Source organism: Bradyrhizobium niftali (assembly GCF_004571025.1).
Taxonomy (GTDB): Bacteria; Pseudomonadota; Alphaproteobacteria; order Rhizobiales; family Xanthobacteraceae; genus Bradyrhizobium; species Bradyrhizobium niftali.
Genome location: NZ_SPQT01000004.1, coordinates 297,338 through 320,862, shown reverse-complemented (window position 1 = coordinate 320,862; position 23,525 = coordinate 297,338). Strand labels below are relative to the sequence as shown.

The 23,525-nt window shown below is 63.7% G+C and carries 20 protein-coding genes; 7 read left to right on the top strand and 13 right to left on the bottom strand.

Features of this window, described 5'->3' with window-relative positions:
• A partial coding sequence (locus tag E4K65_RS12315) for a DUF5801 repeats-in-toxin domain-containing protein (RefSeq protein ID WP_209312054.1) occupies positions 1–7,136 on the bottom strand: 7,136 nt, incomplete at its 3' end.
• A 349-nt stretch (positions 7,137–7,485) separates the two neighbouring features.
• On the opposite strand from E4K65_RS12315, the gene E4K65_RS47140 reads away from it, so the two are divergent.
• The 4 genes from E4K65_RS47140 to E4K65_RS49480 all read left to right on the top strand — a co-directional run bounded on the left by E4K65_RS47140 (position 7,486) and on the right by E4K65_RS49480 (position 9,546).
• Positions 7,486–7,905 carry a hypothetical protein gene (locus tag E4K65_RS47140; RefSeq protein WP_235885593.1) on the top strand — a complete coding sequence of 140 codons (420 nt, stop codon included), beginning with the start codon at positions 7,486–7,488 and terminating at the stop codon, positions 7,903–7,905.
• 201 nt (positions 7,906–8,106) lie between these two features.
• Positions 8,107–8,487: a hypothetical protein gene (locus E4K65_RS47135; protein ID WP_235885592.1), complete on the top strand. Its 381-nt coding sequence runs from the start codon at positions 8,107–8,109 to the stop codon at positions 8,485–8,487.
• A 539-nt stretch (positions 8,488–9,026) separates the two neighbouring features.
• Positions 9,027–9,341 (top strand): hypothetical protein, encoded by a 315-nt coding sequence (locus tag E4K65_RS12290; protein WP_135174369.1) that lies wholly within the window; start codon positions 9,027–9,029, stop codon positions 9,339–9,341.
• A gap of 82 nt (positions 9,342–9,423) precedes the next feature.
• Complete coding sequence (locus E4K65_RS49480) at positions 9,424–9,546, top strand: hypothetical protein (protein WP_271566199.1); 123 nt, start codon at positions 9,424–9,426, stop codon at positions 9,544–9,546.
• 13 nt (positions 9,547–9,559) lie between these two features.
• Here the strand turns inward: E4K65_RS49480 and E4K65_RS12285 are convergent, their stop codons facing one another.
• The 10 genes from E4K65_RS12285 to E4K65_RS12235 form a co-directional block, all read right to left on the bottom strand.
• On the bottom strand, positions 9,560–10,573 hold the full coding sequence (locus tag E4K65_RS12285; RefSeq protein ID WP_135174368.1) for a formate dehydrogenase subunit gamma: 1,014 nt from the start codon (positions 10,571–10,573) through the stop codon (positions 9,560–9,562).
• Positions 10,574–10,616: 43 nt separating this feature from the next.
• Positions 10,617–11,213, bottom strand: coding sequence for a formate dehydrogenase FDH3 subunit beta (fdh3B, locus tag E4K65_RS12280; RefSeq protein WP_026192595.1), 597 nt, complete (start codon positions 11,211–11,213; stop codon positions 10,617–10,619).
• A 12-nt stretch (positions 11,214–11,225) separates the two neighbouring features.
• Positions 11,226–14,168: a formate dehydrogenase subunit alpha gene (locus E4K65_RS47130; RefSeq protein ID WP_167770742.1), complete on the bottom strand. Its 2,943-nt coding sequence runs from the start codon at positions 14,166–14,168 to the stop codon at positions 11,226–11,228.
• A 2-nt stretch (positions 14,169–14,170) separates the two neighbouring features.
• Positions 14,171–14,389 (bottom strand): twin-arginine translocation signal domain-containing protein, encoded by a 219-nt coding sequence (locus tag E4K65_RS12265; RefSeq protein ID WP_135174366.1) that lies wholly within the window; start codon positions 14,387–14,389, stop codon positions 14,171–14,173.
• 29 nt (positions 14,390–14,418) lie between these two features.
• Positions 14,419–15,198: a molecular chaperone TorD family protein gene (locus E4K65_RS12260; RefSeq protein WP_135174387.1), complete on the bottom strand. Its 780-nt coding sequence runs from the start codon at positions 15,196–15,198 to the stop codon at positions 14,419–14,421.
• Positions 15,199–15,331: 133 nt separating this feature from the next.
• Positions 15,332–15,973, bottom strand: coding sequence for a DUF3306 domain-containing protein (locus E4K65_RS12255; protein ID WP_135174365.1), 642 nt, complete (start codon positions 15,971–15,973; stop codon positions 15,332–15,334).
• Positions 15,970–16,488, bottom strand: coding sequence for a DUF3305 domain-containing protein (locus E4K65_RS12250; protein WP_135174364.1), 519 nt, complete (start codon positions 16,486–16,488; stop codon positions 15,970–15,972). The genes E4K65_RS12255 and E4K65_RS12250 overlap by 4 nt, the downstream gene beginning before the upstream one ends.
• On the bottom strand, positions 16,485–17,492 hold the full coding sequence (locus tag E4K65_RS12245) for a DUF6352 family protein (RefSeq protein ID WP_135174363.1): 1,008 nt from the start codon (positions 17,490–17,492) through the stop codon (positions 16,485–16,487). The genes E4K65_RS12250 and E4K65_RS12245 overlap by 4 nt, the downstream gene beginning before the upstream one ends.
• Positions 17,489–18,028 carry a DUF6505 family protein gene (locus tag E4K65_RS12240; protein ID WP_135174386.1) on the bottom strand — a complete coding sequence of 180 codons (540 nt, stop codon included), beginning with the start codon at positions 18,026–18,028 and terminating at the stop codon, positions 17,489–17,491. Before E4K65_RS12240 ends, E4K65_RS12245 begins: the two co-directional genes overlap by 4 nt.
• 8 nt (positions 18,029–18,036) lie before the next feature.
• Positions 18,037–18,792, bottom strand: a complete 756-nt coding sequence (locus E4K65_RS12235; RefSeq protein ID WP_235885591.1) for a biotin/lipoate--protein ligase family protein — start codon at positions 18,790–18,792, stop codon at positions 18,037–18,039.
• Positions 18,793–18,943: 151 nt separating this feature from the next.
• Between E4K65_RS12235 and E4K65_RS12230 the strand changes: the two genes are divergently transcribed.
• Together E4K65_RS12230 and E4K65_RS12225 are read left to right on the top strand one after the other, a co-directional pair.
• Entirely contained in the window at positions 18,944–20,914 is a 1,971-nt protein-coding gene (locus tag E4K65_RS12230; protein ID WP_135174361.1) for a 4Fe-4S binding protein, read from the top strand.
• Between the two features lie 4 nt (positions 20,915–20,918).
• Positions 20,919–21,212, top strand: coding sequence for a hypothetical protein (locus tag E4K65_RS12225; protein WP_235885590.1), 294 nt, complete (start codon positions 20,919–20,921; stop codon positions 21,210–21,212).
• 59 nt (positions 21,213–21,271) lie between these two features.
• Here E4K65_RS12225 and E4K65_RS12220 read toward each other — a convergent pair whose 3' ends face one another.
• On the bottom strand, positions 21,272–22,564 hold the full coding sequence (locus E4K65_RS12220) for a c-type cytochrome (protein ID WP_135174360.1): 1,293 nt from the start codon (positions 22,562–22,564) through the stop codon (positions 21,272–21,274).
• 282 nt (positions 22,565–22,846) lie between these two features.
• Here E4K65_RS12220 and E4K65_RS12215 point away from each other — a divergent pair, with 282 nt between their 5' ends.
• Positions 22,847–23,086: a hypothetical protein gene (locus E4K65_RS12215; RefSeq protein ID WP_135174359.1), complete on the top strand. Its 240-nt coding sequence runs from the start codon at positions 22,847–22,849 to the stop codon at positions 23,084–23,086.
• Positions 23,087–23,196: 110 nt separating this feature from the next.
• On the opposite strand, the gene E4K65_RS12210 is transcribed toward E4K65_RS12215, so the two are convergent.
• Positions 23,197–23,409 (bottom strand): hypothetical protein, encoded by a 213-nt coding sequence (locus E4K65_RS12210; protein ID WP_084303011.1) that lies wholly within the window; start codon positions 23,407–23,409, stop codon positions 23,197–23,199.
• Positions 23,410–23,525: the final 116 nt, after the last annotated feature.

Below are 23,525 nucleotides of genomic sequence, written 5' to 3'. Positions count from 1 at the left end.
CCGTGCGAGACGTTCGACAGCGTCGCCGTGAACACGTAGTTCGCCGACGGCCCCTCCAGCACCGTCGAGGCGCTCAAGTCCACCGTCGTCGTGTCGATGGTGTCGTTGACCGTCACCGTGGCAGTGCCGTACTTGGTGAAGTCGACCTTCTCGAAGCTTCCGCCGGAGGCACTGGCAATCCAGACCTGGGTCGAGTGGCCATCCAAATACACGTCGTCGCCCTGCGCGGGCTGTGGATCCGACGACGCCGTCAAGTGACCGGGATCGAAGGTGATCACCACCCCATTGTTCAGAATTACCGTCAGTGGGGTATCCATCGGCGCGTAGTCCACCTGCGCCGTGTAAATGATCGTCTGGTTCTCCAGCACCACGACGTCGTGCAGCGTCATGAAATTGGTCGTGATCGTGTCGTTGACGTGCGCCGTCGCCGCCGCCGTCCCGACCACCAGGTTTTCGAAATTGCCGCCCGTCGCACCGGTGATGGTCGCCGTCAGGCTGGTGCTATCCAGATAAGGATCCTCGTTGTTCGGCGGAACCGGTGCCACGGTCAACGTGCCCGTGGTCTGGCCATCGTGGATTGTGATGGCGCCCTGGTCGGTCGTGATGACCGTATCGCCGTGCGAGACGTTCGACAGCGTCGCCGTGAACACGTAATTCGCCGACGGCCCCTCCAGCACCGTCGAGGCGCTCAAGTCCACCGTCGTCGTGTCGATGGTGTCGTTGACCGTCACCGTCGCCATGTCGGTCGTGTTCAGCGCTTCGTAATTGCCGCCGGCCGCGCCGGTGACCGAGACGCTGTAGCTCTCGTGGTCGACATAGGGATCGTCGCCCTGCACCGCGAACGGCGTCGAGACGCCGGTGGTCTGACCGGCAAGGATCGTGATCGTGGCGCCGTTGCTCAAGCTCAGCACGAGGTTGCTGCCCTGCGGTGCATGGTCGACGCTGGCCGAGATCGTCGCCGTGCCGGCGCCCTCGTTCACCGTGACGTCGTTCAACGTCACCTTGGTCGGGTCGCTGTCGTCGGTGACCACGAACGATACCGTCGATCCCGACGTATCGCCGTCGCCATCGGTCACGGTGTACGTGAAATTCGCCGGCCCGCCGGTCTTGTAGACGTCATCAGGCTGCGCAACGAACTTGTAGGCACCGTCCGCGGTGACCTGGAGACTGCCATGGGCGAGCGAGATGGCCTGGGAATACCCGTCATTGCCAAACGACAGGGTCACCCCGTTGATCTCAGTGACGGTTGCGCCGTCAGCACCCGGATCGAAATCGAGCTGCCCCGTGACCGGCGCAGAACCTTCGAGCACGTTCTGCGGCGCCTCCGCAAATGCATGCGGACCGTCGTCCTGGAAATTGATGTGAAGCCCGGCGGGCGAAACCGCATGGGCGGTGTCGCCGTCCCCGTCGGTCGCGGTGGCCGAGATGTACACGAGGCCGTTCGTGATCGAGACCTCGTCGTCATAGGCGGCGGGCGTCGAGCCATCGACATTGTGCGCGATGGCCGCGAACTGGGCGACCCAGAGGTGCCCGTCGGTGTCGACATAGAGCGCGAACACCTTCGCGCCGGTCTGGACGTTGTTGCCGTCGACGCCCCAGACGATGTTCGGATTGGTGGAATCCGTGAACAGGAAGATGTCGTGGTTGCCGACCGTGGTGTTCAGCCCGGAATCCTGGCCGGTGAACCCGCCACCGGCGGAATTCGTGAGCTGATAGGACACACCTCCGGCCGGGCCGGGTCCATCCGTGCCGAAATCGGGCGTCGTGAACAGAGTGCTGGCGGCGCCGGTCGACTCGGCGTAGCCGAGCACCGTAGCAATGCCGGCGCCGGCAATCGCGGCTGTCAGCACGCTCGGGGCCGTCGCGGGATCGACGTCGTTCTCCGGGTTCGGCCCGGATTGCGGAGCGAATCCCGCGCTCTCGTCATGGGTGACGCTGAGCGTGGCGGGAGCGCACACCACGGACGAGATGCCGCTCACCGAGAACGGATGACCGACATTGTCCTCCTGAGGATCATTCGGGTCGGCCGGAAGCGTCGGCGCGCCGTTTGGCGTGCTCGAGAACGCGACGTTGTCGTAGTTGGAGATGACGAGACGATTGAAGTCGTCGGTCGTGTCGACCGTGACGGTGGCCCCCTCGTTCAGGCCGACGATGACGACGCCGACCAGGGTGTTGCCGTCATAGACCGGAATCTTGGTGTAGCTGGCATCGCCGGTCACGGTGATGTTGTTCAGCGTGATCGGCAGCGGATTGCCGTCGTCGTTGAAATTGGTGTTGTCGTTGGCGTTGAAGACCTGGACGAAGACCGTCGCCGTGTTGCTCGCACTGCCCTGGATCTGGTGGATCGTGAACGAGGCCGCATCGACCTCGTAGTGCCCGTTATAGGCGAAGGGATTGGTAGAGAATGTGAGGTTGTTGACGAAGTCGAGCCGCAGGATCTCCGCAGGCTGGTCCTTGCCGCCGTGGACCTCATGGCCCTCGATCGTCTGGTTGCCGACGCCGATATCGCTCCCCGTCGTATTGATCGTGTTCGCGTTCGGACCATTGCCCTGACCGACGCCGGACAAGAGCACGTCCTGATCGCTCGGACCGTCGAGACCGCGCTCGTCGACGTTGCCCGCCTTGATGCCGACATAGGCGAGCGGCGTATCGACGCAATCCTCCGAAGCGGAGATCGTCGGACCGGAATCGTCGATTGAGACGATGGATTTGCTGTTGTCGATGAGAGTCGCGGTGGCCGATTTCGTGACGTGATCGCCATCGCCATCGGTCACCGTTACGGTCAGCTTCACGCCGACGCTCTGGCCGGCAATCGCCGTCAGCAACGAGATCGACTCGTCGAACAGCGAGGGATTCTCGGGCAACCGGGACCCGGCAGGCTCCGACGCATCGTGATCGATCGGCAGGAATTGATCGACCACGAGCTGGGCCGTCGCCGGATCCGCCGAGCTCAGAGAGATGCGCAGGACGACGAAATCATCGCCCGTGGACTGCGTATCGTGGCCAACGCGGCCGACGATCTGACCGTTCTCGAGCGTCAGCCAGACGGTCCGATGACCCACCGACGTACCGTCGAGCGGACTACCCTCCAGCGCCGTCGCGACAAGGTTGGACTTGATCCCGCCCCCTTCGGGCGCGCCCGTCAGCACGAGGCTGAGCAGGGACGTGACGGGATCGACCAGGGCGGCACCGTCGGCGCCGTAATTGATCGCGGCATTCGTGAACAACGGGGCCAGCAGCCCCTCACCCGTCTTCAACTCGCCGATCTGGGCGGTCGAGGCTGCGTTCGTCGTGAACGTCACGGTGGCGTTGGCCGTGTCGTCGACGATCCCGTTCGGCGCGCCGCCGCCCGACTCGCTCTCGCCGACATTGTATTGGTCGGGCGAATGACCGATCGTCTCGTCCAGATTCAGCTTGAGTGCGACAAATTCAGGCTCCGTCACGTCGGTACCGATCGTCAGCGCCGGACCGTCGTCGTTGAAGTGGATCTTGCTCGAAATATCCGCCGACGCGGACGCGGTGTCGCCATCGCCATCCTTGATCGTCACGACGGCCGAGATCGAGCCCGCGGCCAGCGAGGCCGGATCGTTCGGATTGGACGTATCGGAGTGATGCAGCGAGAGATATTCGACCACCGAGACTTTGCCGGTGACCGGATCGATCGCGACCGCAAAGGCGGTCTTGCCGCTCAGTTCGGGATGAACATTGTCCTGGCCCACCGTGCCGATCACCCGGCCGGCAAGATCCTGCGACAAGGTGATCTCCGTTCCATCCGTCAAGGTCACCCCGGACGTGGACGATTTCAGCTCGAGCGAATAGGTGATCGCCGCAGTCGGATCGGGGCCGTCGACGCCGAAATACGGCAGGATGCTCAGGGCTGCGCCGCTGCTGGTCGCGTAGGCGAGCACCGGCCCGGGCTTATCCGGATCATCGCCGGGATTCTGCACGTCCGCAAAGATCTGCAACGGGCCAGTAACGTCGTTCGCCTGGTTGCCCGGTGTCTCGTCCGCCGTCACCCCGAAATTGTGAGACAGCGTCGCCGCCACCAGCGGGCCGTCGTCTTCGAACCGGATGTCACCGCCAATGTTGGCGGACGCCGACGCGTGGTCGCCGTCGCCGTCGGTGACCGTCACGGTCGCCTTGACCTGGCCGAGGGCGTTTGCCAGCGAGACCGCTTCATCGATATCGCCGCCGATATCGGCGCTGTCCTGGTGAAGCGAAACATACTGGACGACGGACACCTTGCCGCTCACCGGATTGATCGCAATCGCAAACGCGGCCGGATCGCTGGTGCCGGTCACGTCATCGCCGGGATCGCCCCCGTCGTAACGGCCCACGATCAGGCCGTTCTCGAGGAACAGGAAGATCTCCTTCCCTTCCGTCGTGGTGAGCATCGCATCGACCGGGCCGGTCGTGCTCTGGCCCTGCGCGTCGGTCAGCGTCAGCGAGAAGACCTGGGCGCCCGTGTTGGCCGCGCCGTCGGTGCCGTAGTCCACATTGTCGATGGTGAGCGCGGCGACGTTGCTCTGCGCATACCCGATCGGAAGGCCGAAGAGAGCCTGCGGGTCGTGTCCGGGATTGCTGACGCCGTTGAAGACGGGCGTGAACAGAATGTCATTGTCGTCGCCGAACGGCGGGCTCTGCAACAGCAGGGTCTCGTCGTGGACGACCTGGAAGGCCGAATTGACGGAAACCGAGACCGCGGGGCCGTCATCCTGGAAGCTGATGCTGGAGTCCTCGGTGCCCACGATCTCGATCGTGGCCGAGGACGTCGCCGTGTCATTGTCGCCGTCGGTGATGGTCGCGGTCAGCGTAACACCGAGGCTCGCGCCCTCACCGACCAGGTTGAGGAACTGCGTCGAATCGAAATTGTTGAGGTCCGCGCCGTGGTCGATCGCCATGTACTGGTCGACGACGAGCTGGCCTCCCGAGAGGCTGCCTGCGTTGTCCAGCGTGATGCGGATCGCGATCGGGCCGTTCGGATCGGCGCCGACATGACCAACGATCTCGGTGTCGCTGACCTTGAACAGGTAGATCGTGTCGTCGGAGTAGGTGTGGTTCGGATCCGTCACCTTCAACGTGGTGGCGATGCCGCCGCTCTCCGTTTCTTTGGCGCCCGAGAGTGCGAACGAATAGGCATAGTCGGTCGACTTCTCGCCGTCGGTGCCGGCAATCTTGGTGACGTCGAACAGCGCCTCCAGTTCGCCCTTCACGTCGCCTTCGCCGGCCGCCGTCTTCAGCTCGCCGATCGGATTGGTGCCGGTCGGATCCGGGTCCGTGTTGCCTGAGACGTCGTCGACGGTTCCGTCAGGAAGGCCGTTGGCGCCGCGATCGCCGCCGATCGACTCGTCGAGCGACAGCGTCGCGAGATGGGCCGAACCCTCCTCCGGCTGCTGCACCGTCACGTCAATCGACGGGCCGTCATCCTGGAAGCCGATGCTCGACTGTTGGGGCCCCGCGATCACGATCGTGGCCGAGGACGTCGCGGTGTCATTGTCGCCGTCGGTGATGGTCGCGGTCAGCGTAACGCCGAGGCTCGCGCCCTCACCGACCAGGTTGAGGAACTGCGTCGAATCGAAATTGTTGAGGTCCGCGCCGTGGTCGATCGCCATGTACTGGTCGACGACGAGCTGGCCTGCCGAAAGGCTGCCTGCGTTGTCCAGGGTGATGCGGATCGCGATCGGGCCGTTCGGATCGGCGCCGACATGGCCCACGATCTCGGTGTCACTGACCTTGAAGAGGTAGATCGTGTCGTCGGAGTAGGTGTGGTTCGGGTCCGTCACCTTCAACGTGGTGGCGATGCCGCCGCCCTCCGTTACTTTGGCGCCCGAGAGCGCGAACGAATAGGCATAGTCGGTCGACTTCTCGGTGTCCGTGCCACCATCCTTGACGACATTGAACAGAGCTGCCAGATCGCCCGGGCTTTCGACATTGCCGACATCGGTTTTCATCGTGCCGATCGGGTGGGTGCCGGTCGGATCCGGGCTCGTATTGCCCGAGACGTCGTCGAATGTTCCGTCCGGGAAGCCGTTCGCGCCGCGGTCACTGCCGATCGATTCGTCCAGCGACAAGGTTGCAAGACGCGTGGGTCCTTCGCCACCGTCAGCCACCGTCACCAGGATCGTCGGACCATCGTCGAGAAATGACACGCCGAGCGAACCGGTCGACACCGCAGTCGCCGTATTGCCGGAGCCGTCGGTCACCGTCTGCTGCACGAAAACGACATCGCCGAGCTGCGCGCCTTCGCTCGTGTCAGGCTCGGACGCGGTGGCGTGCTTGATGGCTTCATACTGGGCCACGTCGAGCTTCAGCGTCGCCGGATCGAGGTAGAGCTGGAAGGCGACTGCACCGTTCGGATCGGCGACGCCGCCGGCGCCCTCACGTCCGACGACCAGACTGCCCTCGGTGAACAGGAAGATTTCATTGCCGGTGACCGTGGCCTGCAGACCGGAATCGACGCCGGCGAATGCCGCGCCGGTAGAGGTCGTCAGCGCATAGACGATCGTTCCGGTCCCGCCGCTGCCGAAACCGGCGCTCGACGACGCGATCTCCGAAACGGCGCTTTGGGCCCATCCGATCAGTCCGACGGCGGAGAAGACTGCGGGCAGACCAGCATTGGGCTGATCGTTCGCGCCGTTCAGAATCTGGACATCGACGGTTTCATCGTGGATGACGATCGTACCGGAGAGCGTAAAGGCTGCGCTCGGCGCAGTCGTTGCGGGCAGTCCGGCGAACGTCTCCGGATTGAGGACCAAATTGCCCAGCTGTTCCTGCCCGAGCAGGTCCAACGGATTGCCGGCGTTCAAGGGATCGACCGCAGCATTGGAGAAGTTGGCGCCGCTGCCCTGGGCGTTGCCGTTGCCATCACCGGCCGCAGGAAGCACGGATTGATCGGTGGTGATCGGGAAGAGGCTCGCGAATTCCTGCACGTTGACGTCGCGCCCGGGCGCCAGCTCGATGGAGAGCAGGTGCTGATCGTCGTGACGGGAATCGAAGACCGGATCGACCGTGATCGTCGATTTGTTGTCGAACAGAATGATCAGCTTCTCGCCGACGTGAACGAGCGTGATCTTTTCGTTGGCTATCGCGGAGAAATCGAGCTTGACCTTCTGGTCAAATCCGAGATGTACGACCACCGCCTGATCTGTTAGCGGCTTTGCCAGAGTGAATGTTCGAACTGGAGTTGTGTTGGTCGGAATAGCCGCGCCGGTAGCCTGCGCTACCTGAAATTGTGCGTTCATAATCTGCCTGCCCCTGCCAAAACACTGTGCAGTTCAAATCAAGTCTGTAGAAAGCAATTCGAAAAATGTCGCTATTAAGCTATTGTTAACCGAGGCGGGGGTCAACGAAATCAACTAGTTAACGAAGGGTTTTTGGTGCGCCGTGGTAAATTGGCTAATCCGTACACACAGCGTCGAAAAAGCATTTAAATTGAGCATCTTGCAACGAATTGACCGGGAAAACGCGGTGAGCGGGAGACCACCAATGCGGGTATTATTGTCCGCGGCCATCGCAATGTTGTCTGGGTTCGTCGCACCAGCCTTGGCCGAGGACGCATTGTCTCCCGTCGAGCGAACGGTCAAATCCGCCCCCAATAAGGACACGCGAGTCGGCATCTTCATCAACGTACTACCCGATTGCACGTCGGGTCCCCTGCCGACGATCCGCCTGGTCAATGCGCCCGCGTCCGGGAAGGTGACGGTCAAGTCGGCGAAGGTGAAAGCCACGAACTACAAGTCATGCCTCGCGCTGGAGGTGCCGGCCTATGTCGCGTTCTACAAGTCGCAGCCCGACTTCATCGGCGACGACGTTCTGACGATAGAGGTCAAATATGCCGGCGGCCGGACGGAAATTCAGAAGATCACGGTCAACGTTGTGGGCCCCGGAGCGCAGCAGAAGATCTAGGCGCGCAGCCTCTTCACGGGGACCGATGGGAGCGTCTGCCGGTCTTCACCAAATGAGGTCCGTGCGTGAAGCGATCGGATTGCCGGTCAGCCGAGCGAAGCTGATCAAGCCGTCGGCCATATTGCCATTCATTGCGGTTTGACGCTGTTGGTGATTTTTGCTCTGCTAGCCGGTGATTTTAAGAATCCATTGGGGGCAACGATGCGCAATTTGATGGCCAAGGGTCTCGCGGCAGCCATTGTTATGGGAGGCGGCCTGGCCGGCAATCCCGGCACAGCCACCGCCGCCGACATGGCGCTGCGGGCTTCACCAGGCGCGATCGGCAGCTGCTCGGAACTCGTCTTCAGCTGCGAGAACGGCAGGCAGTACCCCCTGTGCCCGATCGCGGTGTCCGTTGCCGGTGAGGTTGTGACAGCATCGCTGCATACGGGCCACTCCGGCGGCGTGCGTGTGCGCCTGGTCCCGATGGGAGTCGGATATCGCTATGCCGGTCCCGGCGTCTGGGTCGACGGCTTCCGCGGCAATGCCTTGCTCAATTTCGGCAAGCACAGCCAGATCGCCTGCACGATCGAGAACTACTGATCGATAGGACCGAGCGACGCCTCCGCAAGGCGCGCCGCGCATCGGCCCCCGCCCGTCATCCCTTCGCGCGAACGACCACCGCTCGCGCTCGCGGGTACATGTAAGCCTTGGGACGGACGTAGACCGGACAATAATTGTCCCACTGGTATTGCTGCCAATTCCATTTCCAGCAGCCGGCCTCGATCTCGGGATCGGGATACCAGTTCAGGCGATACGGTTCATCGCCGAAAGGGTACGGCCTCACCTGAGCGCTGGCGGGCGATGCGTACAAACAGACGGCAGTTGCGATCGCAACAAGACATGACTTGTACATGACTTTCTCCGAATATGTCGGCATAGTGTCAAACCGATAGGTTGGGATCAAGCTCGGTCGTCCCGGCCCCCCCTCCTCGGCCGGCGGCCAGCCCCGATGCCACGGGCCATTCGCCTGGCGCCCGGGCCTCTTTTGGAAGTTGCTGACCGAACGCGCCGATCGCGAGCGTTCAGAGCATTGCATTCGAAGTGATTTACCCGCTAGCCCTGCGACACAAGCATTGTTCATGAAACAATCTATTTCTCTCAACGCGAAGCTTCGGTGGCCGGACGTCAAGGACCACTACGTCGTCATCTATGAGGGGCATGTGATCGGCAACGTCCATCGGTCCGGAGACAGCTGGGCCTGGTCGATCAGCGTCCCCATGGGCTTGCCTGATTGGTCGGCCGGGAATGCTTCCAGTCTGCACGAAGGCATCAAGACACTCGGTAACGCCTGGGCCGGCATATTGAAGTCGACAAGTGCCGAGCGCCTGCAGCGGGCATGGGATCTCGAACGAGCTGCGGAGAGCCGAAACACCGGCTCCGCATCCAGCATCTAGCTGCGGCCCGCATCGACCTGCCCAAGCGCAGCGTTTATTAGCGGCCAGAAGTCCTGTATAACGGTCGCGAGGAGGGATCGCGATGAAGGCTTTCATCCTTGCCTGTGTTGCGACGATCGTCATCACGGTGGCTGGAGTTGCCGTGCTCGACAGCGTACAGCAACCCGTCGCAGAAGCGTTTGCGACGACGGGCGTGCGTCTTTAAGCAATGCTCCGCTCTATTCGGCCGCGGACGCAGCATGGCGAGGCCGCGGCTGAGAATCGTTCGGGCCGCTCCGTGCCAACTCCTGGTCGAGCCACAGGCTATGGTGCTCGCGCGCCCAGTTGACATCTACCTCACCCGATCCCATCGCCTCGAAAGCCCCCTCCATCCCGATGGTGCCGATGTAGATGTGAGCGAGCATCGCGGCGATGAACAGCACGGCCACGACGGAGTGAACGATCTGGGCAATCTGCATGCCCTCGATTCCCGACACGTAGAATGGGAACATGAGCTGATACCCGGTCACGGCGACGAGGCCACCGCCGATCACGACAATCCAGTAGATCCCCTTTTGCCCCGCGTTGAAGCGGCGAGCCGGCGGATGATCGTGACCGATCAGGCCGCCTCCGCGCTTGATCCACTCCAGATCCAGCTTGTTGGGGATATTGCCGCCGATCCACATCAGAAAGATCAGCACGACGCCAATCGTGAAGGGAAAGCTCAGGTAATTGTGCGCGAATTTCGCCCATTGCGACCATTCAGAGAAGGCGTCAAATCCGATCAGCGGAAGCAGCAGCGGCCGCCCGAACGTGATGTTCAGTCCCGAGATCGCCAGGATCACGAAGCAGGTCGCGGTCATCCAGTGCACGACGCGCTCATAGGTGTTAAACCGCACGATGGTGCGGCCGGATCGTCCGCTTTCGAGGCGGACCATGCCGCGTGTCAAATAGAAGATCACCAGCACCGCCAGCATGCCGAGCATGGCAACGCCGCCGATCCACCGCAGCGCGACGTTGCGGAATTCACGCCACTCGCGGCCAGCAGGTTGCATCAGCACGCTGGAGCGCTGGTCGGGGATGCTGACGCGTCCCTGGATCCGGTCCATCTCCTGCAGCAACTGGCGCTCGTTGACCGAGCTCGCCGTCGGATTGATCTGCTGGGCCAGCGACGGTGCCGGAGCCGTCATGATCAACAGAAGCAACGCCCACGCGCCGATGGCTGGTCGAATGAACCTTGCAAATGAGGACATGGACTCCTCCCCGGCATTTGTGCCGCGTCGCCCGCGGCCTGCTTCAGGACTCGATCGTCTCGCGATAGGCGGTCTTCCAGCCCCACGCTCCTGAGCCGTAACCGCGCTTCAGCACGCGCTCCCTATAGATCTGGGCGATGATCTCGCCGTCGCCGGCGAGCAGCGACTTGGTCGAGCACATCTCGGCACACAGCGGCAGCTTGCCCTCGGCCAGGCGGTTCGCACCGTATTTCTCGTATTCCTCCTTGCTGCCATCGGCCTCGGGGCCGCCGGCGCAATAAGTACATTTGTCCATTTTCCCGCGCGAGCCGAAATTGCCGACCTTCGGATATTGCGGCGCGCCGAACGGACAGGCGTAGAAACAGTAGCCGCAGCCGATGCAGAGATCCTTGGAGTGCAGGACCACGCCATCGGCGGTGGTATAGAAACAGTTCACCGGGCACACGGCCGCGCACGGCGCATCCGTGCAATGCATGCAAGCCATCGAGACCGATCGTTCGCCCGGCTTGCCATCGGCGATGGTGACGACCCTGCGGCGGTTGATACCCCAGGGGACCTCGTGCTCGTTCTTGCAGGCCGTGACGCAGGCGTTGCACTCGATGCAACGGTCGGCGTCGCAGAGAAACTTCATACGTGCCATCGTCGTTGCTCCTTATGCCGCCGCGATCTGGCAGAGAGTGACCTTGGTCTCCTGCATATTCGTCGCGGGATCGTATCCGTAGGTGGTGATCGTGTTGGCGCTTTCACCGAGCACGATCGGGTCGGTGCCCTTCGGGTAGTTGCCGCGGAGATCCTTGCCCGCAAGCCAGCCACCGAAGTGGAACGGCATCCAGGCGACCCCCTTGCCGACGCGCTCGGTGACCAGCGCCTTCATCCTCGCCCGGGAATTGTTCTCGGCCCCCATGACCCAGACCCAGCCGCCGTCCTTGACGCCGCGCTCGGCCGCGTCGGCGGGATTGATCTCGATGAACATGTCCTGCTGCAATTCGGCGAGCCACGGGTTGGTCCGGGTCTCCTCGCCGCCGCCCTCATATTCGACCAGGCGGCCGGACGACAGGATGAGCGGGAACTGTTTTGCAATTCCCTTCTCCACCGCAGCCTTCTGCACGGAGAAGCCGATATTGGGCATCCGGAACTGCTTGGCGTCGGGCAGCGTCGGGTATTTGGCGACGAGATCGACGCGCGGCGTGTAGATCGGCTCGCGGTGAACCGGGATGGGATCGGGCAAGCCGAAGGCATTCATGCGCGCCTTGCCGTTGCCATAGGGAACGCAGCCATGCGCCAGCGCGACGCGCTGGATGCCGCCCGACAGGTCGAGCGACCACGACACCGCGTCCGGAGTGGCCGGGTTGACCTTGTTGATCACGGCCATTTCCGCTTCGGTGAGATCGGTGTCCCAGCCGAGCTTCTTCAAGCTCGCGAGCGTGAATTCCGGATAGCCGTCCTGGATGGCCGACCCCAGCGAGTATGAGCCGTCCGCGAGCAGGCTCACCTTGCGCGTCGTGCCGTCCGGCAGCTTCTCCTCGCGTTCGATGCCGAACCGCGGCCGGAACGTGCCGCCGCCATCCATCACATGCAGATTGGTATTGTAGAGCAGCGGCGTTCCGGGATGCTTGACCTCCGGTGATCCCCAGCATGGCCAGGGCAGGCCGTAATAATCGCCGCCGACCTCGGGATCGTCCTTTGGCGCCCGCATGGTCAGCATGTCGAACTTCGCCTGGTTCTTCATGTGCGCCTTGAGGCGTTCGGGCGATTGCCCGCAATAGCCGGTCGACCAGCTGCCGCGGTTCATCTCGCGAAGGACATCCTCCGCTTCAGGAAGATTGTTCTCGACCTTGATATTCTTGAACATCTGGTCGGCGAAGCCGAACTTCCTGGCCAGGCGGTAGATGATTTCGAGATCATCCTTCGACTCGAACACCGGCTTCACGATCTGCTCGCCCCATTGCAGCGAGCGGTTGGAGGCGACGCGCGAGCCCTTGCACTCGAATTGGGTGGCGACCGGGAGAATGTAGATGCCATCCTTGCGCCCCGCCTCGACTGCGAGCGAGGCCCAGGTCGTCGGATGCGGGTCGGCGATGACGAGCAGCTCCAGCGCCTTCAGGCCATTGAGGGATTCAGGGATACGGGTGATGCTGTTGGAGGCGTGTCCCTGCACGAACACCGCCTTCACGCTGTCCTTCTGCGCGACCTGATCCTTCGGCAGCGTCACCGCCTCGAACCAGCGGGTCAGCGGAATGCCGGGGGTTTCCATGATCTGCTTGGAATCGAACCGCGACTTCAGGAAGTCGTAGTCGACCTCCCAAACCCGCGACCAATGCTTCCAGGCGCCCTCGGCGAGTCCGTAGTAGAACGGCAGCGTCACGATATCGAGCCCGACGTCGGTTGCGCCCTGCACGTTGTCATGGCCGCGGAAGATGTTGGCTCCCTTACCCTCTCCGCCGACATTGCCGGTCATCAGCAGCAGGATGCAGCTGGCCCGCACGTTGGCGGTGCCGACGGTCTTCTGGGTCTGGCCCATGGCCCAGATCAGCGTGGCCGGCTTTTCGGTGGCAAACATCTTGGCGACGCGCTTGAGCTGCTCGCCGGGAATGCCGGTGACGCGCTCGACTTCTTCCGGATTCCACTTTTCCACTTCCTTGCGGAGATCGTCGAACCCGTAGACCCGCTGCCGGATGAACTCCTTGTCCTCCCAGCCGTTCTGGAGGATGTGCCACATCATGCCGTAAAGCACGGGGATGTCGGTGCCCGGCCGCATCCGCACATATTCCGTCGCGTGCGCGGCGGTGCGCGTCAGGCGCGGGTCGATGACGACGAAGTTGGCCTTTTGCAGTTCCTTGCCCTCGAGCAGGTGCTGCAGCGAGACCGGATGCGCCTCTGCCGGATTGCCGCCCAGGATGACCTGCGTCTTCGCATTGCGGATATCATTGTAGCTGTTGGTCATCGCGCCGTAGCCCCAGGTGTTGGCGACGCCGGTGACAGTGGTCGAATGGCAGATGCGGGCCTGGTGATCGGTGTTGTTGGTTCCCCAGAATGCGCCAAGCTTGCGGAACAGGTAGGCGCCCTCATTGGTCATCTTGGCCGAGCCAAGCCAATAGACGGAATCGGGGCCCGACTTCTCACGTACGGTTTGAAGTTTGTCGCCGATCTCGTTGATTGCGCTATCCCAGGACACGCGGGTCCACTGCCCGCCGACGAGCTTCATCGGGTAGCGCAGCCGTCGCTCGCTGTGCACGAGCTCGCGCACGGATGCGCCCTTGGCACAATGCGAGCCGCGATTGATCGGAGAATCCCAGCTCGGCTCCTGGCCGATCCATACCCCGTTCAGGACCTCGGCCGTCACCGTGCACCCAACCGAGCAATGCGTGCAGATGCTCTTGCGGACGCTCGCACCTGCGGTGAGCGGACCGGCCGTCGCCGCCTCCGCCTTGCGCACGCCGCCGACCGGCAGCGTGCCGAGCGCGGCGAGCGCGCCGCCGGCGAGACCCGATTTGCGCAAGAAGCTGCGGCGGTCGAGACCGCCGCCCTGCCCCGCAAGGGACTCGGCAACGGAACCATGGCGCAGGGAACGGTGGTTTGCTCGCTTGATCAGCACGGTCAACCTCCCTTGGCCGGATAACGATTGACGCGATAGAAGGCCTTGACGTGATCGGTTTCCTTGTAGCGCGCCTTTCGCTTCTCATCGTTGGTTTCGCTATCAGCCTGCGCGGACCCGACCAGCGGTGTCGCGAGCGTCGCGCCGGCGCCCACCGTGCCGGCGCCGACCTTGCGCAGGAAATCGCGGCGCCCGACTGTGGCTTTCCTCTCTTCACTCATCGCATCTCTCCTGGACCCGCCGGTGCAGGTCAGTTGGCGAACGTGAATGCTTCCATCTCGATCTCGATAAAGGCGCGACCGAGCGCGCCGACCGCACGATAGAAGACGGCGCTCTCCGCGCCCTCGATGTCGGCGAACAGCCGCCCCATCCAGGGCCCGACGTGCTTGTCGAAGAATGCGCGCTGCGCCTCGAACGACGCAGGGAAGCGGCCTCCCGCCAAACCTGCCATGATCTCGCACAGGACGGCGGCGTGATCTTCCGGCTCCGAATTATTCGCGGCGCGCGCGATCCCGGACGCGGCGAGATCGGCGCGCAGGCGCGACAGCGGCCGCTCGTTGAGAAATCCCGTCAAATAGTAGGAGGCATAGGGCAAGAGCTCGCCGCGGCCGAGACCGACGAACAGATCGAAATATTCGCGTTCGGCCTGCGCCGCGACGGCATTGGCGGCGGCCGCGGCCAGCTCAGCATGCGCGCGCCCGAGCGGCGTCGCATCACCGATCAATGCGGCCAGTTGATCGAGCAGCCTTCTTGACGGTGCTGCGGACAAGAGCGTCGCGAGCAGCAGATATTCCTGCGCACGCGCCGCATCGACGGGTTCAATCAGCCCTTCGGACAGAAGCGGCTCACCGTACAGATCAGGCCGCAAGTCTTTGCGCGATACGCCGGTCGCCGCTTCGACCGCAATCACCCGTTGTGCGGGCACCTGGTTCCAGTTCGAAACGGAGGGTTGGCTGATGCCGATTTTGCGCGCAAGCCCAGCGACGCCGCCAGCGGCGCAAATGGCTCGCTCAAGGCCATCATCACGCACGTGGACCCTCCCATCCAAGTCCCAGGTGCTGATTTTTCTTTTACTACAAAGCGCTAGGCGAAGCGTAGTCCTGGCCCAGCGGAGGGTCAATCGCCTCCCATAGTCCGAGGCTATGGCCTTTCGTCGGAGAGCCCTAGCGGGGCAGCGCGCCACCATGCGTGCGGCGGGGAAGCGACACGTGTTCGCCTTCGGTGCTTTCAGCTTCAGTGTGTTCAGCGACCGTTAGGTGCGCTGCAGCAGGAACAGGTGCGGACTCGGTAGGCGCGGCTTCTTCGGCGACGATCTCGACATTCGATCTCTCGACTTGGCGCAATTCCCGCGAAGAATCCGTGACTTCAACCGGCGTCTCAGACAGCGTCTCGGCTGACTTGCTGAGGCCGCCGACGATTCTGTCCACGAACGCGGCCAGTTCTGCCTCCGAACAATCCAGCGGACCAAAGCCCGGCATCGCGGTCGGATCGTTGAAGTCCCATGCGCTTTCCGCAAGCCCCACGAAGTCGCGAATGGCGGGATCAGCGCTCCAGACGCGACGAAGCGCCGCACGCGTCAGCTCCTGCGGAATCCCTTTGCGCAAGAACGCCGTGATGTCGGTCGCTGACGTGATCAAGTCGATCGAAGGCAGGCTCGAGAGGTCGATCTCCGCTTCGTCGTCCTTCGCGGCGGGCGGCAGCGCCGACTGCATGTCACCGCGCATTGCCGGATCCGATTGCGTCGGGGTCGCCTTCGCCTCCTGCTTGCGACGGGACCAGCGCGCCAGGAACCTATCCTCACTCATTCGTGTCCGCCTTCATGCTGCCGGCGCGCCAGCGCCTCCGGATCGGCCTGCCGCCGCTTGCGTTTGAAGAACTCCCGTTCGACGTGGTGCTCGGCAACGAAGCTTTCAATCTGCTCACGCAGCACGTCCGGCATGGGGACGGCCTCGACCAGATTCGCACCGGCCTCCGTGAACGCCTCGCCTTCCGCAGGATCGGCGGTGGCGGCAGCCACCGAATAGGGCCAGGTGCCTTCCGCAGGCGACAACACTATCCAGATGCTCGGACGACCCGTAGCAAGATTGTCGCGATAGCGCGCCGTCTCGGAACTGTAGAGATCGACCGTCGTGCAGCCGGCATAGAACAGCGTCGTCCCACCGCCCTCGTCACGGAGCACCGTCCAGGACTTCGTGTCCGGCCCGTCCGGCAGCACGGCGACAGCGCGCCAGACAAAGTCGGTCCACGGCGAGTCCGCCTTGGACCGCCCGACCACGATACCGACGGGGATGCGCACAAGCGGCAGCGCAGCCGGGCTCATGTCACCCTCTCCAGGTGTTTGATCGGCAGCCCCGTCAGCAAATTCTGCGGCTTCATCCGGAGCTTCTGATCGGAGTTCATCGACAGGAAGAGATAGACCGGCTCGCCCTGGATCTCGTCTGCGGCCGCACTCGGGTCTGCAAACGTCAGGCGGAACAATGAAAGCACGCGGCCGGCGCTGCGGTCGTCGAGTTGCTCGCCATGCCAGAGACGGTCGCCGAGCCTGGTCGCATCGACGTCGAGCCCGACATACCAGGTGAGCCGCGCATCACGCAGTTCGCGCAGCGGCTCAATAAAGACGTCGATCCCGAGCAGATGGGAGATCCAGCGCGCCATCGCCTGCGCCAACGCCCTCGGCCCGCGTCCGCCCGCAGTGAGATCGAAAGCCATGTCGAAATTGTCGCTTCGGTGCCAATAATCGTCGGCATTGCCCTCGCTCAAGACGTCCAGCTCGGCATCGGTCACGGCCCCCAGCATCGACATCAGCGAGAGCACCGGGGTCGGGCTCTGCCCACCGACGACCTCCTCATCGCCGAGCAGCAAGGCCCGTTCATGCGGCAGGATGCGCTGTGGGCGGAAGAACAGCTCGGCGGCGCGCAGCACGAACGGGTCATCGCAGCCGTCCAGCGCATTGCGCAGGATGACATGCACGAGTTGATTGACGAACAGCGGCGGCAATCCGTTTCCCCCCGACCGGACGGTTGCAAGATAGGCGGCCTCCAGGGTCGGATGCCGCACCAGGAGATCGCGAACGGCAAGCACGAGCCGCCAGTTCTCCCGGGCATCCGCATCGACAATCGCGGCGATCTCGTCCGCACTGACCGCCCGGCGGGGAGCGGCAAGCAGCTCCCGGTGCAGCCGCCGCTCGACCGGGCACGCTTCGTCCGGCGGAATCAGCTCGGGCCGGACGAAATAGACCTTCAGGAACTCGTCGGTGACGCAAAGCCCCCCGCCTGCCTCGCGATCGAGCAGATGGTGGCCACATGCGATCCAGAAATCATTCATCGACGCTGCGGCTCCTGGCTCAGATCGGCAAGCCTGACATTGCTGTCGGGTTCGACATCATCCTCGGCTTCCATGAACGAGAACGCCTTGCTGTGCCCCTGTCCTGGCCGCAGCTGCAGCCTGCGGAACGTCTCGCGGACTTCGCCGTCGCGCACCGAGCGATGGACGGCGATGAGCGAACTGATCGGATGCGAGCAGAGCGACCGCACAAAGGCGACCTCCTCTTCGGCGGCCGTTCGCGCGGTTGCCGGGTCCGGCGCGCCGAAACGATCGATGAGTTGCCCGGCGAGGAGCTCGATCAGCGCCCGGCAATCGCCCTCCGTCGCCGGCACAATCTGCACCAGCGTCGACCAACCCCAGGACTGCACCCCGAGGAAGCCGCTGCGGAACGCCGCGCGCGCCTTGCCGCTCAACGTCGCCGGATCCTGGTCGCAGAAGCGGAACGCGCCGGAGACGGCCCATTCGCCGGGCTCTGCCGCCGCGTCGAACACGAAGGTGTCGGAGGGATCGAGCGCGATGGTGCGGAGCAGCTTCACAGCCCTGGTCACATCCTTGGCCCTCCGAGCTCCGGATCGAGCCAGGATGGCTTGGCGAGCGCCTCGACGAGCTTGCTCCGCTCGACCTTGTCGGTACCGACGCGGCGCGTGAGGAGATCGCCGCTCTCGTCGATGCTCAGGACGGTCCGCCGCTCGCGGGGAACCCGGCTGAGATAATCGCGTGCGACGCTGTCAAAGCCATCGACCTGCCAACGATCGATCACCCGCATCAGGTGCCGTGCAAAACTCTCGGTCACCTGCACTGCGCCCGCTTCGCCGAACCCCTCCTCGTCCAGCGCGGACGCGAGCACCTGAACGCCGGGCCCCCGATCGGCCATTGCGACCGTCCGGATCATGGCGCCAAACACCAGCCAGGCGGGCGGCTCGTCCTCGCGCGCCGACGATGGCCACCCCATCCGCCCCCCGCCGACCAACCCGCCGTCGATCTCGACGGAGCCGGGCCAGCCGATCGCAACCGTCTTGTTGGGCGGCGCATAGGCGCGAAGGGCGTCGGTGAGCGCGACCATGCCGGCGTAGAAGGCGCGCCGCGCGGTGCTCAAGAGCTCGCCTGGCTCGAGCACCACGGCGAATTCGGCGAGATCGAACCGCCCGACGCACACCAGCGTGCCGGCGCCGCGCTTGGGTGCAATGCCGCAAGCGTGGGCAAAGGCGTCTCCGCTCTCCCGCAACCGGACCAGCGTGAAGGGCGGCGGCAGTTGGATCGGTTCCACCAGGGAAACGTGGCTGGTTGGGGTCGACCGCAAGGCCGTCCTCCACTTTCCTTTTCTTCCCGATAGTGAAAATCTATACGAGGTGCAGGAATGGCGCGAGTCCGTAAGTCGGCGCCGCACTGGCGGAGGGATTCACCTGGAGCAGCCAGCGAAGACCGTCCTGATCTGCTCGTGTGAAGACACGATGCGCCTCGACACGGCCGCGATCCGGCGTGGGTGCCCCAACTGCGAGATCAGAAGCTTTCGCCATCTCTGCGGCGCGGAGCTCGATCACTTCCGCAACGCGGCAAAGGCGGATGGCCCGCTGACAGTCGCCTGCACGCAGCAGGCTGCGCAATTCACCGATGAGGTCGGCGATCGCCCCGGCGGGATCACCTTCGTCAACATCCGCGAGACGGCGGGCTGGTCGCGCGACGGTGCGAATGCGGGCGCGAAGATGGCGGCGCTGCTCGCGGCGGCGGCAATTCCCGCACCGGACTTTCCGCTGGTCACATTGTCGAGTGACGGCATCATCCTGATCTATGGGCGAGACGAGGTCGCGATCGAAGCCGGGCGGCTGCTCGCAGACCATCTCGATGTCACGGTCATGCTCAAGCAGCCGACCGACGTTACGCCGCCTGCCGCGGCATTGTTTCCGATCGTAAAGGGCACGATCCGCAACGCGCGGGGACATTTTGGTGCCTTCGAGCTCACGATCGACGACTACGCGCAACCCCACCCCTCTTCGCGCGACCGCTTCGTGTTCGGGGCCCCGCGCAACGGGGCGACCTCGCGCTGCGATCTGGTGCTCGACCTCTCAGGCGAGCCACCGCTGTTTCCGGCGCACGACCTGCGGGACGGCTATCTCCGCGCCGATCCGAGAGATCCGGCGGCGGTGCTGCGCGCGGTGCTTGCCGCTCGCGATCTCGTCGGACGTTTCGACAAGCCGAGATATGTCGACTTCACGCCCAGCCTCTGCGCGCATTCGCGCTCGAAGCTGATCGGATGCCATCGCTGTCTGGATCTTTGCCCGACCGGCGCGATTACGCCGGACGGCGACCATGTCGCCGTCAACGCAGACGTCTGCGCAGGTTGTGGGCAATGCGCGGCCGCCTGCCCCACAGGAGCTGCATCCTACGCGCTGCCGCCCGCCGACACCCAGTTGCAGATCCTTCGCGCCCTATTGCTCTCCTATCGCGAAGCTGGCGGCACGCATCCGGTGCTGCTGCTGCATGACGGCCAGCACGGCACGCCGCTGATCGATGCGCTCGCCCGTCACGGCGACGGATTGCCAGCCAACGTGCTTCCCCTCGCCGTCAACGAGTTGACGCAGGTCGGCCTGGAGGCCGTTATCGGCGCATTCGCGTATGGCGCGGCGGCCGTCCGGTTTCTCCTGCGCGCCAAGCCGCGACACGACGTGACCGGATTGTTGCAGACGATCGTCACGGCCAAGACCATTCTCGCCGGGCTCGGATTCGAGGGCAGCCGCGTGACCATGATCGAAACCGACGATCCCGACATTCTGGCTGACCAACTGACGGGGATTGGTCCCCTCGCCGGCCTCGATATTCCTGCGACTTTCCGGACGGTCGGCAAGCGCGGCGATCTGCTTCGCTTTGGCCTCAGTGAATTGCATCGCCTCGCGCCCAAGCCGGTCGACGTGATCGCCTTGCCCGAGGGCGCACCGATCGGTGCTATCACTGTTGACACCGGCGGTTGCACGCTGTGCCTGTCCTGTGTTTCGGTCTGCCCGACCGGCGCGCTTCGCGCCGATCCCGAGCGTCCCGTCCTCAAATTCGTGGAGGACGCCTGCGTGCAGTGCGGTTTGTGCCAAAGCACCTGTCCTGAGAAGGTCATCACGCTCACCCCGCAGATCGACTTCCGGGCAAGACGTGCGCAGGCGCAAGTGATCAAGGAAGAAGAACCGGCCCTGTGTGTCCGCTGCGGCACGCCCTTCGGCGTGAAGAGCACGATCGATCGGATCGCAGCGAAGCTCGAGGGCCATCATTGGATGTATCCCACCGGGGACCGGCGGACCGACGCCTTGCGAATGTGCGCCGATTGTCGCGTCATTGTCATGAGCGAACAGCAGTTCGATCCGATCCAGGACGTTCCGGAACGCGCGCCACCACGGACGACGGATGACTATCTGCGTCAACGCGGGAGCAAGGAATAGCCGCATGCCGCGTTTCATGACGGTTCTTTCGACATGCCTCGTCATCACGAGTCTCGCCGGCGCAGCCGTCGAGGCCGCCGCCCTCACCAAAGTGGAAAAGGTCGCGCTCAAACAGGCGATCGTCGCCTGCAAGGCCGAGGCAAAGGGCAAGAAGATCAAGTGGCTGTCACGCCGGACATACGTCAATCAGTGTGTCGTGACGGCGCTCAAGGAACGTCCCAGCATCGACGTGGCTCGCATGCTCAACGAGAAGCCGGAGCTAACGAATATTCCCGTGGAGCGATGGCCGGGATATTAGGGCGTTGACGTCGGGATCTCGCCGCCTTCGCTTGAGGACGCGCAACGCGTTGCTGCCAGCTACTTCGACGTCGCACGGGCCAGAAAGTCCGTGAGCGCGCGGCGATCCTCGGCCGAGCCGATCCGCTGCTCCGGCATCTTGGTGCCGGGCGTGTAGGCGTTCGGCCCGATCTCGAACAGTTTTGAGACGGTCTCCGGCGTCCAGACGATATCCATCGCCTTGAGCGCGTCGGTGAAGCGGTAGCCCGGCAGCGAGGCGATCTTCCGGCCAAAGAGTCCCGCAAGCGTCGGCCCGGCTCGCTGTACTTCAGTCTCCGACAATGTATGGCAGGCGACGCAGGCCCTGAACATTTCGGCGCCGTGATCGCCGACATAGGCAGCGAGCGGATCCGCCGGCGTGCCCAGCACGTTCGACCCGATCGCCGCGCCGGTCAGTGCATTCCAGCGCCTGATCTTGCCGTCAGCACCGCCAGTCAGAAGCGTCGCACCATCGGGCAGGAACGCGACCGACCAGACCGGCGCGCCGAGCCCGGCGAGCGTGCGCATCACGCTGCGCGCCCTGCGATCGACGATCGCAACGGTGCCGTCAATTGCCCCCGTGGCGATCAAGGCACCGTCTTGCGAGATCGCCAGGGCCACGATCGGCCGGGCGCCGGCCACGACCTCGCCATTCTCCTTGCCATCGGCGGTCATCATGCGCAGCTTCCCGTCTGCCGCGCCGGTGACGATTTCGCCATCAGGCGAGATGGCTACGGCATTGAGCGGCGCCGGCATCACAACGATCTCGGGGCTGCCGCCCGGCAGGGGCCAGATCCACACCGTCAGATCGTAGCCAACGCTCACCAGCGATTTGCCGTCGGGGGCAAAGGCCACGCCGTTCACGCTTTGCGAGTGACCTTGCAGCACGCGTGTCCCACCGTCGGACAGGGATGAAATCCGCACGGTGTGGTCCCACGAGGCCGATGCGAGCTTCGATGTATCGGGCGAAACGGCGAGTCCGACAATGGGTCCCGTATGACCTTCGATAACCTGGTCTGGTTGCAGCCGGCCCGGCGTCCAGATGGCAATCTGGCCGTCCGCACCAGCCGTTGCCATTCGTCCGTCCCCGAGGAAGGCAGCCGCGTTCACCGCACCCGAATGGAAGCGAAGGACCTGCTCGGCGGACTCGGTTGCCAGGGACCATCGGATCGCCGCAGTGTCGAAGCTCCCCGACAAAACTGTCTTGCCATCGATCGAAACGGCGATTGCGCGGACAGGCCCGCCGTGCCCCGCCAACTGCGCCTGCGCGGGCCGCAGCGGGAGAAGCAGCGATGCCGTCAGAACGGCGGTGGCGAGACGCAAGGTCAAATCCATTGGCCGTCGGAGACACTCACAGCGAAGCACCCACCGTGCCATTCTGCCCGGCTTTTGCACCACGGCCAAATGCCATCCCGTGACGTCAGGCGATCGTTCTGCGAATATCTTCCGTGGCGTGTCAGTGGCCGACAGGCCTGTCCTCTGGGCAAAAACGCACCCATTTGATCCAGCTCAACGGGGGTAGCTCGCATTCGGTTCCAAGTGCGACAAGCGGCGCCTTGATTGGCGATCGACGTGGTCGCAGTCTTGCCAAGGACGCCTCATGGATCGAGGCTGGACATGCAAGTACACCCGAAAACCTATCTGCAGCTCATCTCGCGGTTGTGGCACTTTCGCGCGTCGCCGCCGCGAAACCGCGATCCCGGCAGCCAGGGCGCGTCGCCACTGCTCGTCTACATCGCCGTCGTGTTAGCGCTACTGCTGGCCGTCCTTGAAGTCGACATCCACAGCGCGCAGCTTCAATCCCTGGGACTGCTCGGCGATCCCATCGGGATCAACCCGATTTTCATGGGTCCTTGAGGCTTGCGACAAGACGGCACTCGCGACCCGACCAGCCGCCTGACGCATCGAGCCGTTCGAAGCCGTCCGGCTCGACCGCTATTGGTTGAGACGCGATGGCAGTATTCTCTCTACTCCTGTGTTCCCCTCGGAAACACAAGCGATCGATCTACGAAATCTTCAACCGGCAGTTTGCTTTGTTGCGCCTGTCTTTGCATCTCCTGCACCGGGGGCATCCCTGCTACCGATGCGCGACTCACCGATAATGGATGCGATCGCTGCATATTCGTCGCGGCCACGAAAACCGCGAGCGCTGCCAGGCCAGAGATCATCAGGAGCTTCATGCGAGAACCTCCGTTGGTTCTGAGAGAGTCGAAGCTCTGAGTAGTGCAAGACTTGAAGTTCCCGTGTGAGATGCCCCACATCTCTCGTTCTCTTGATCATCGCTTGATCATCGCTT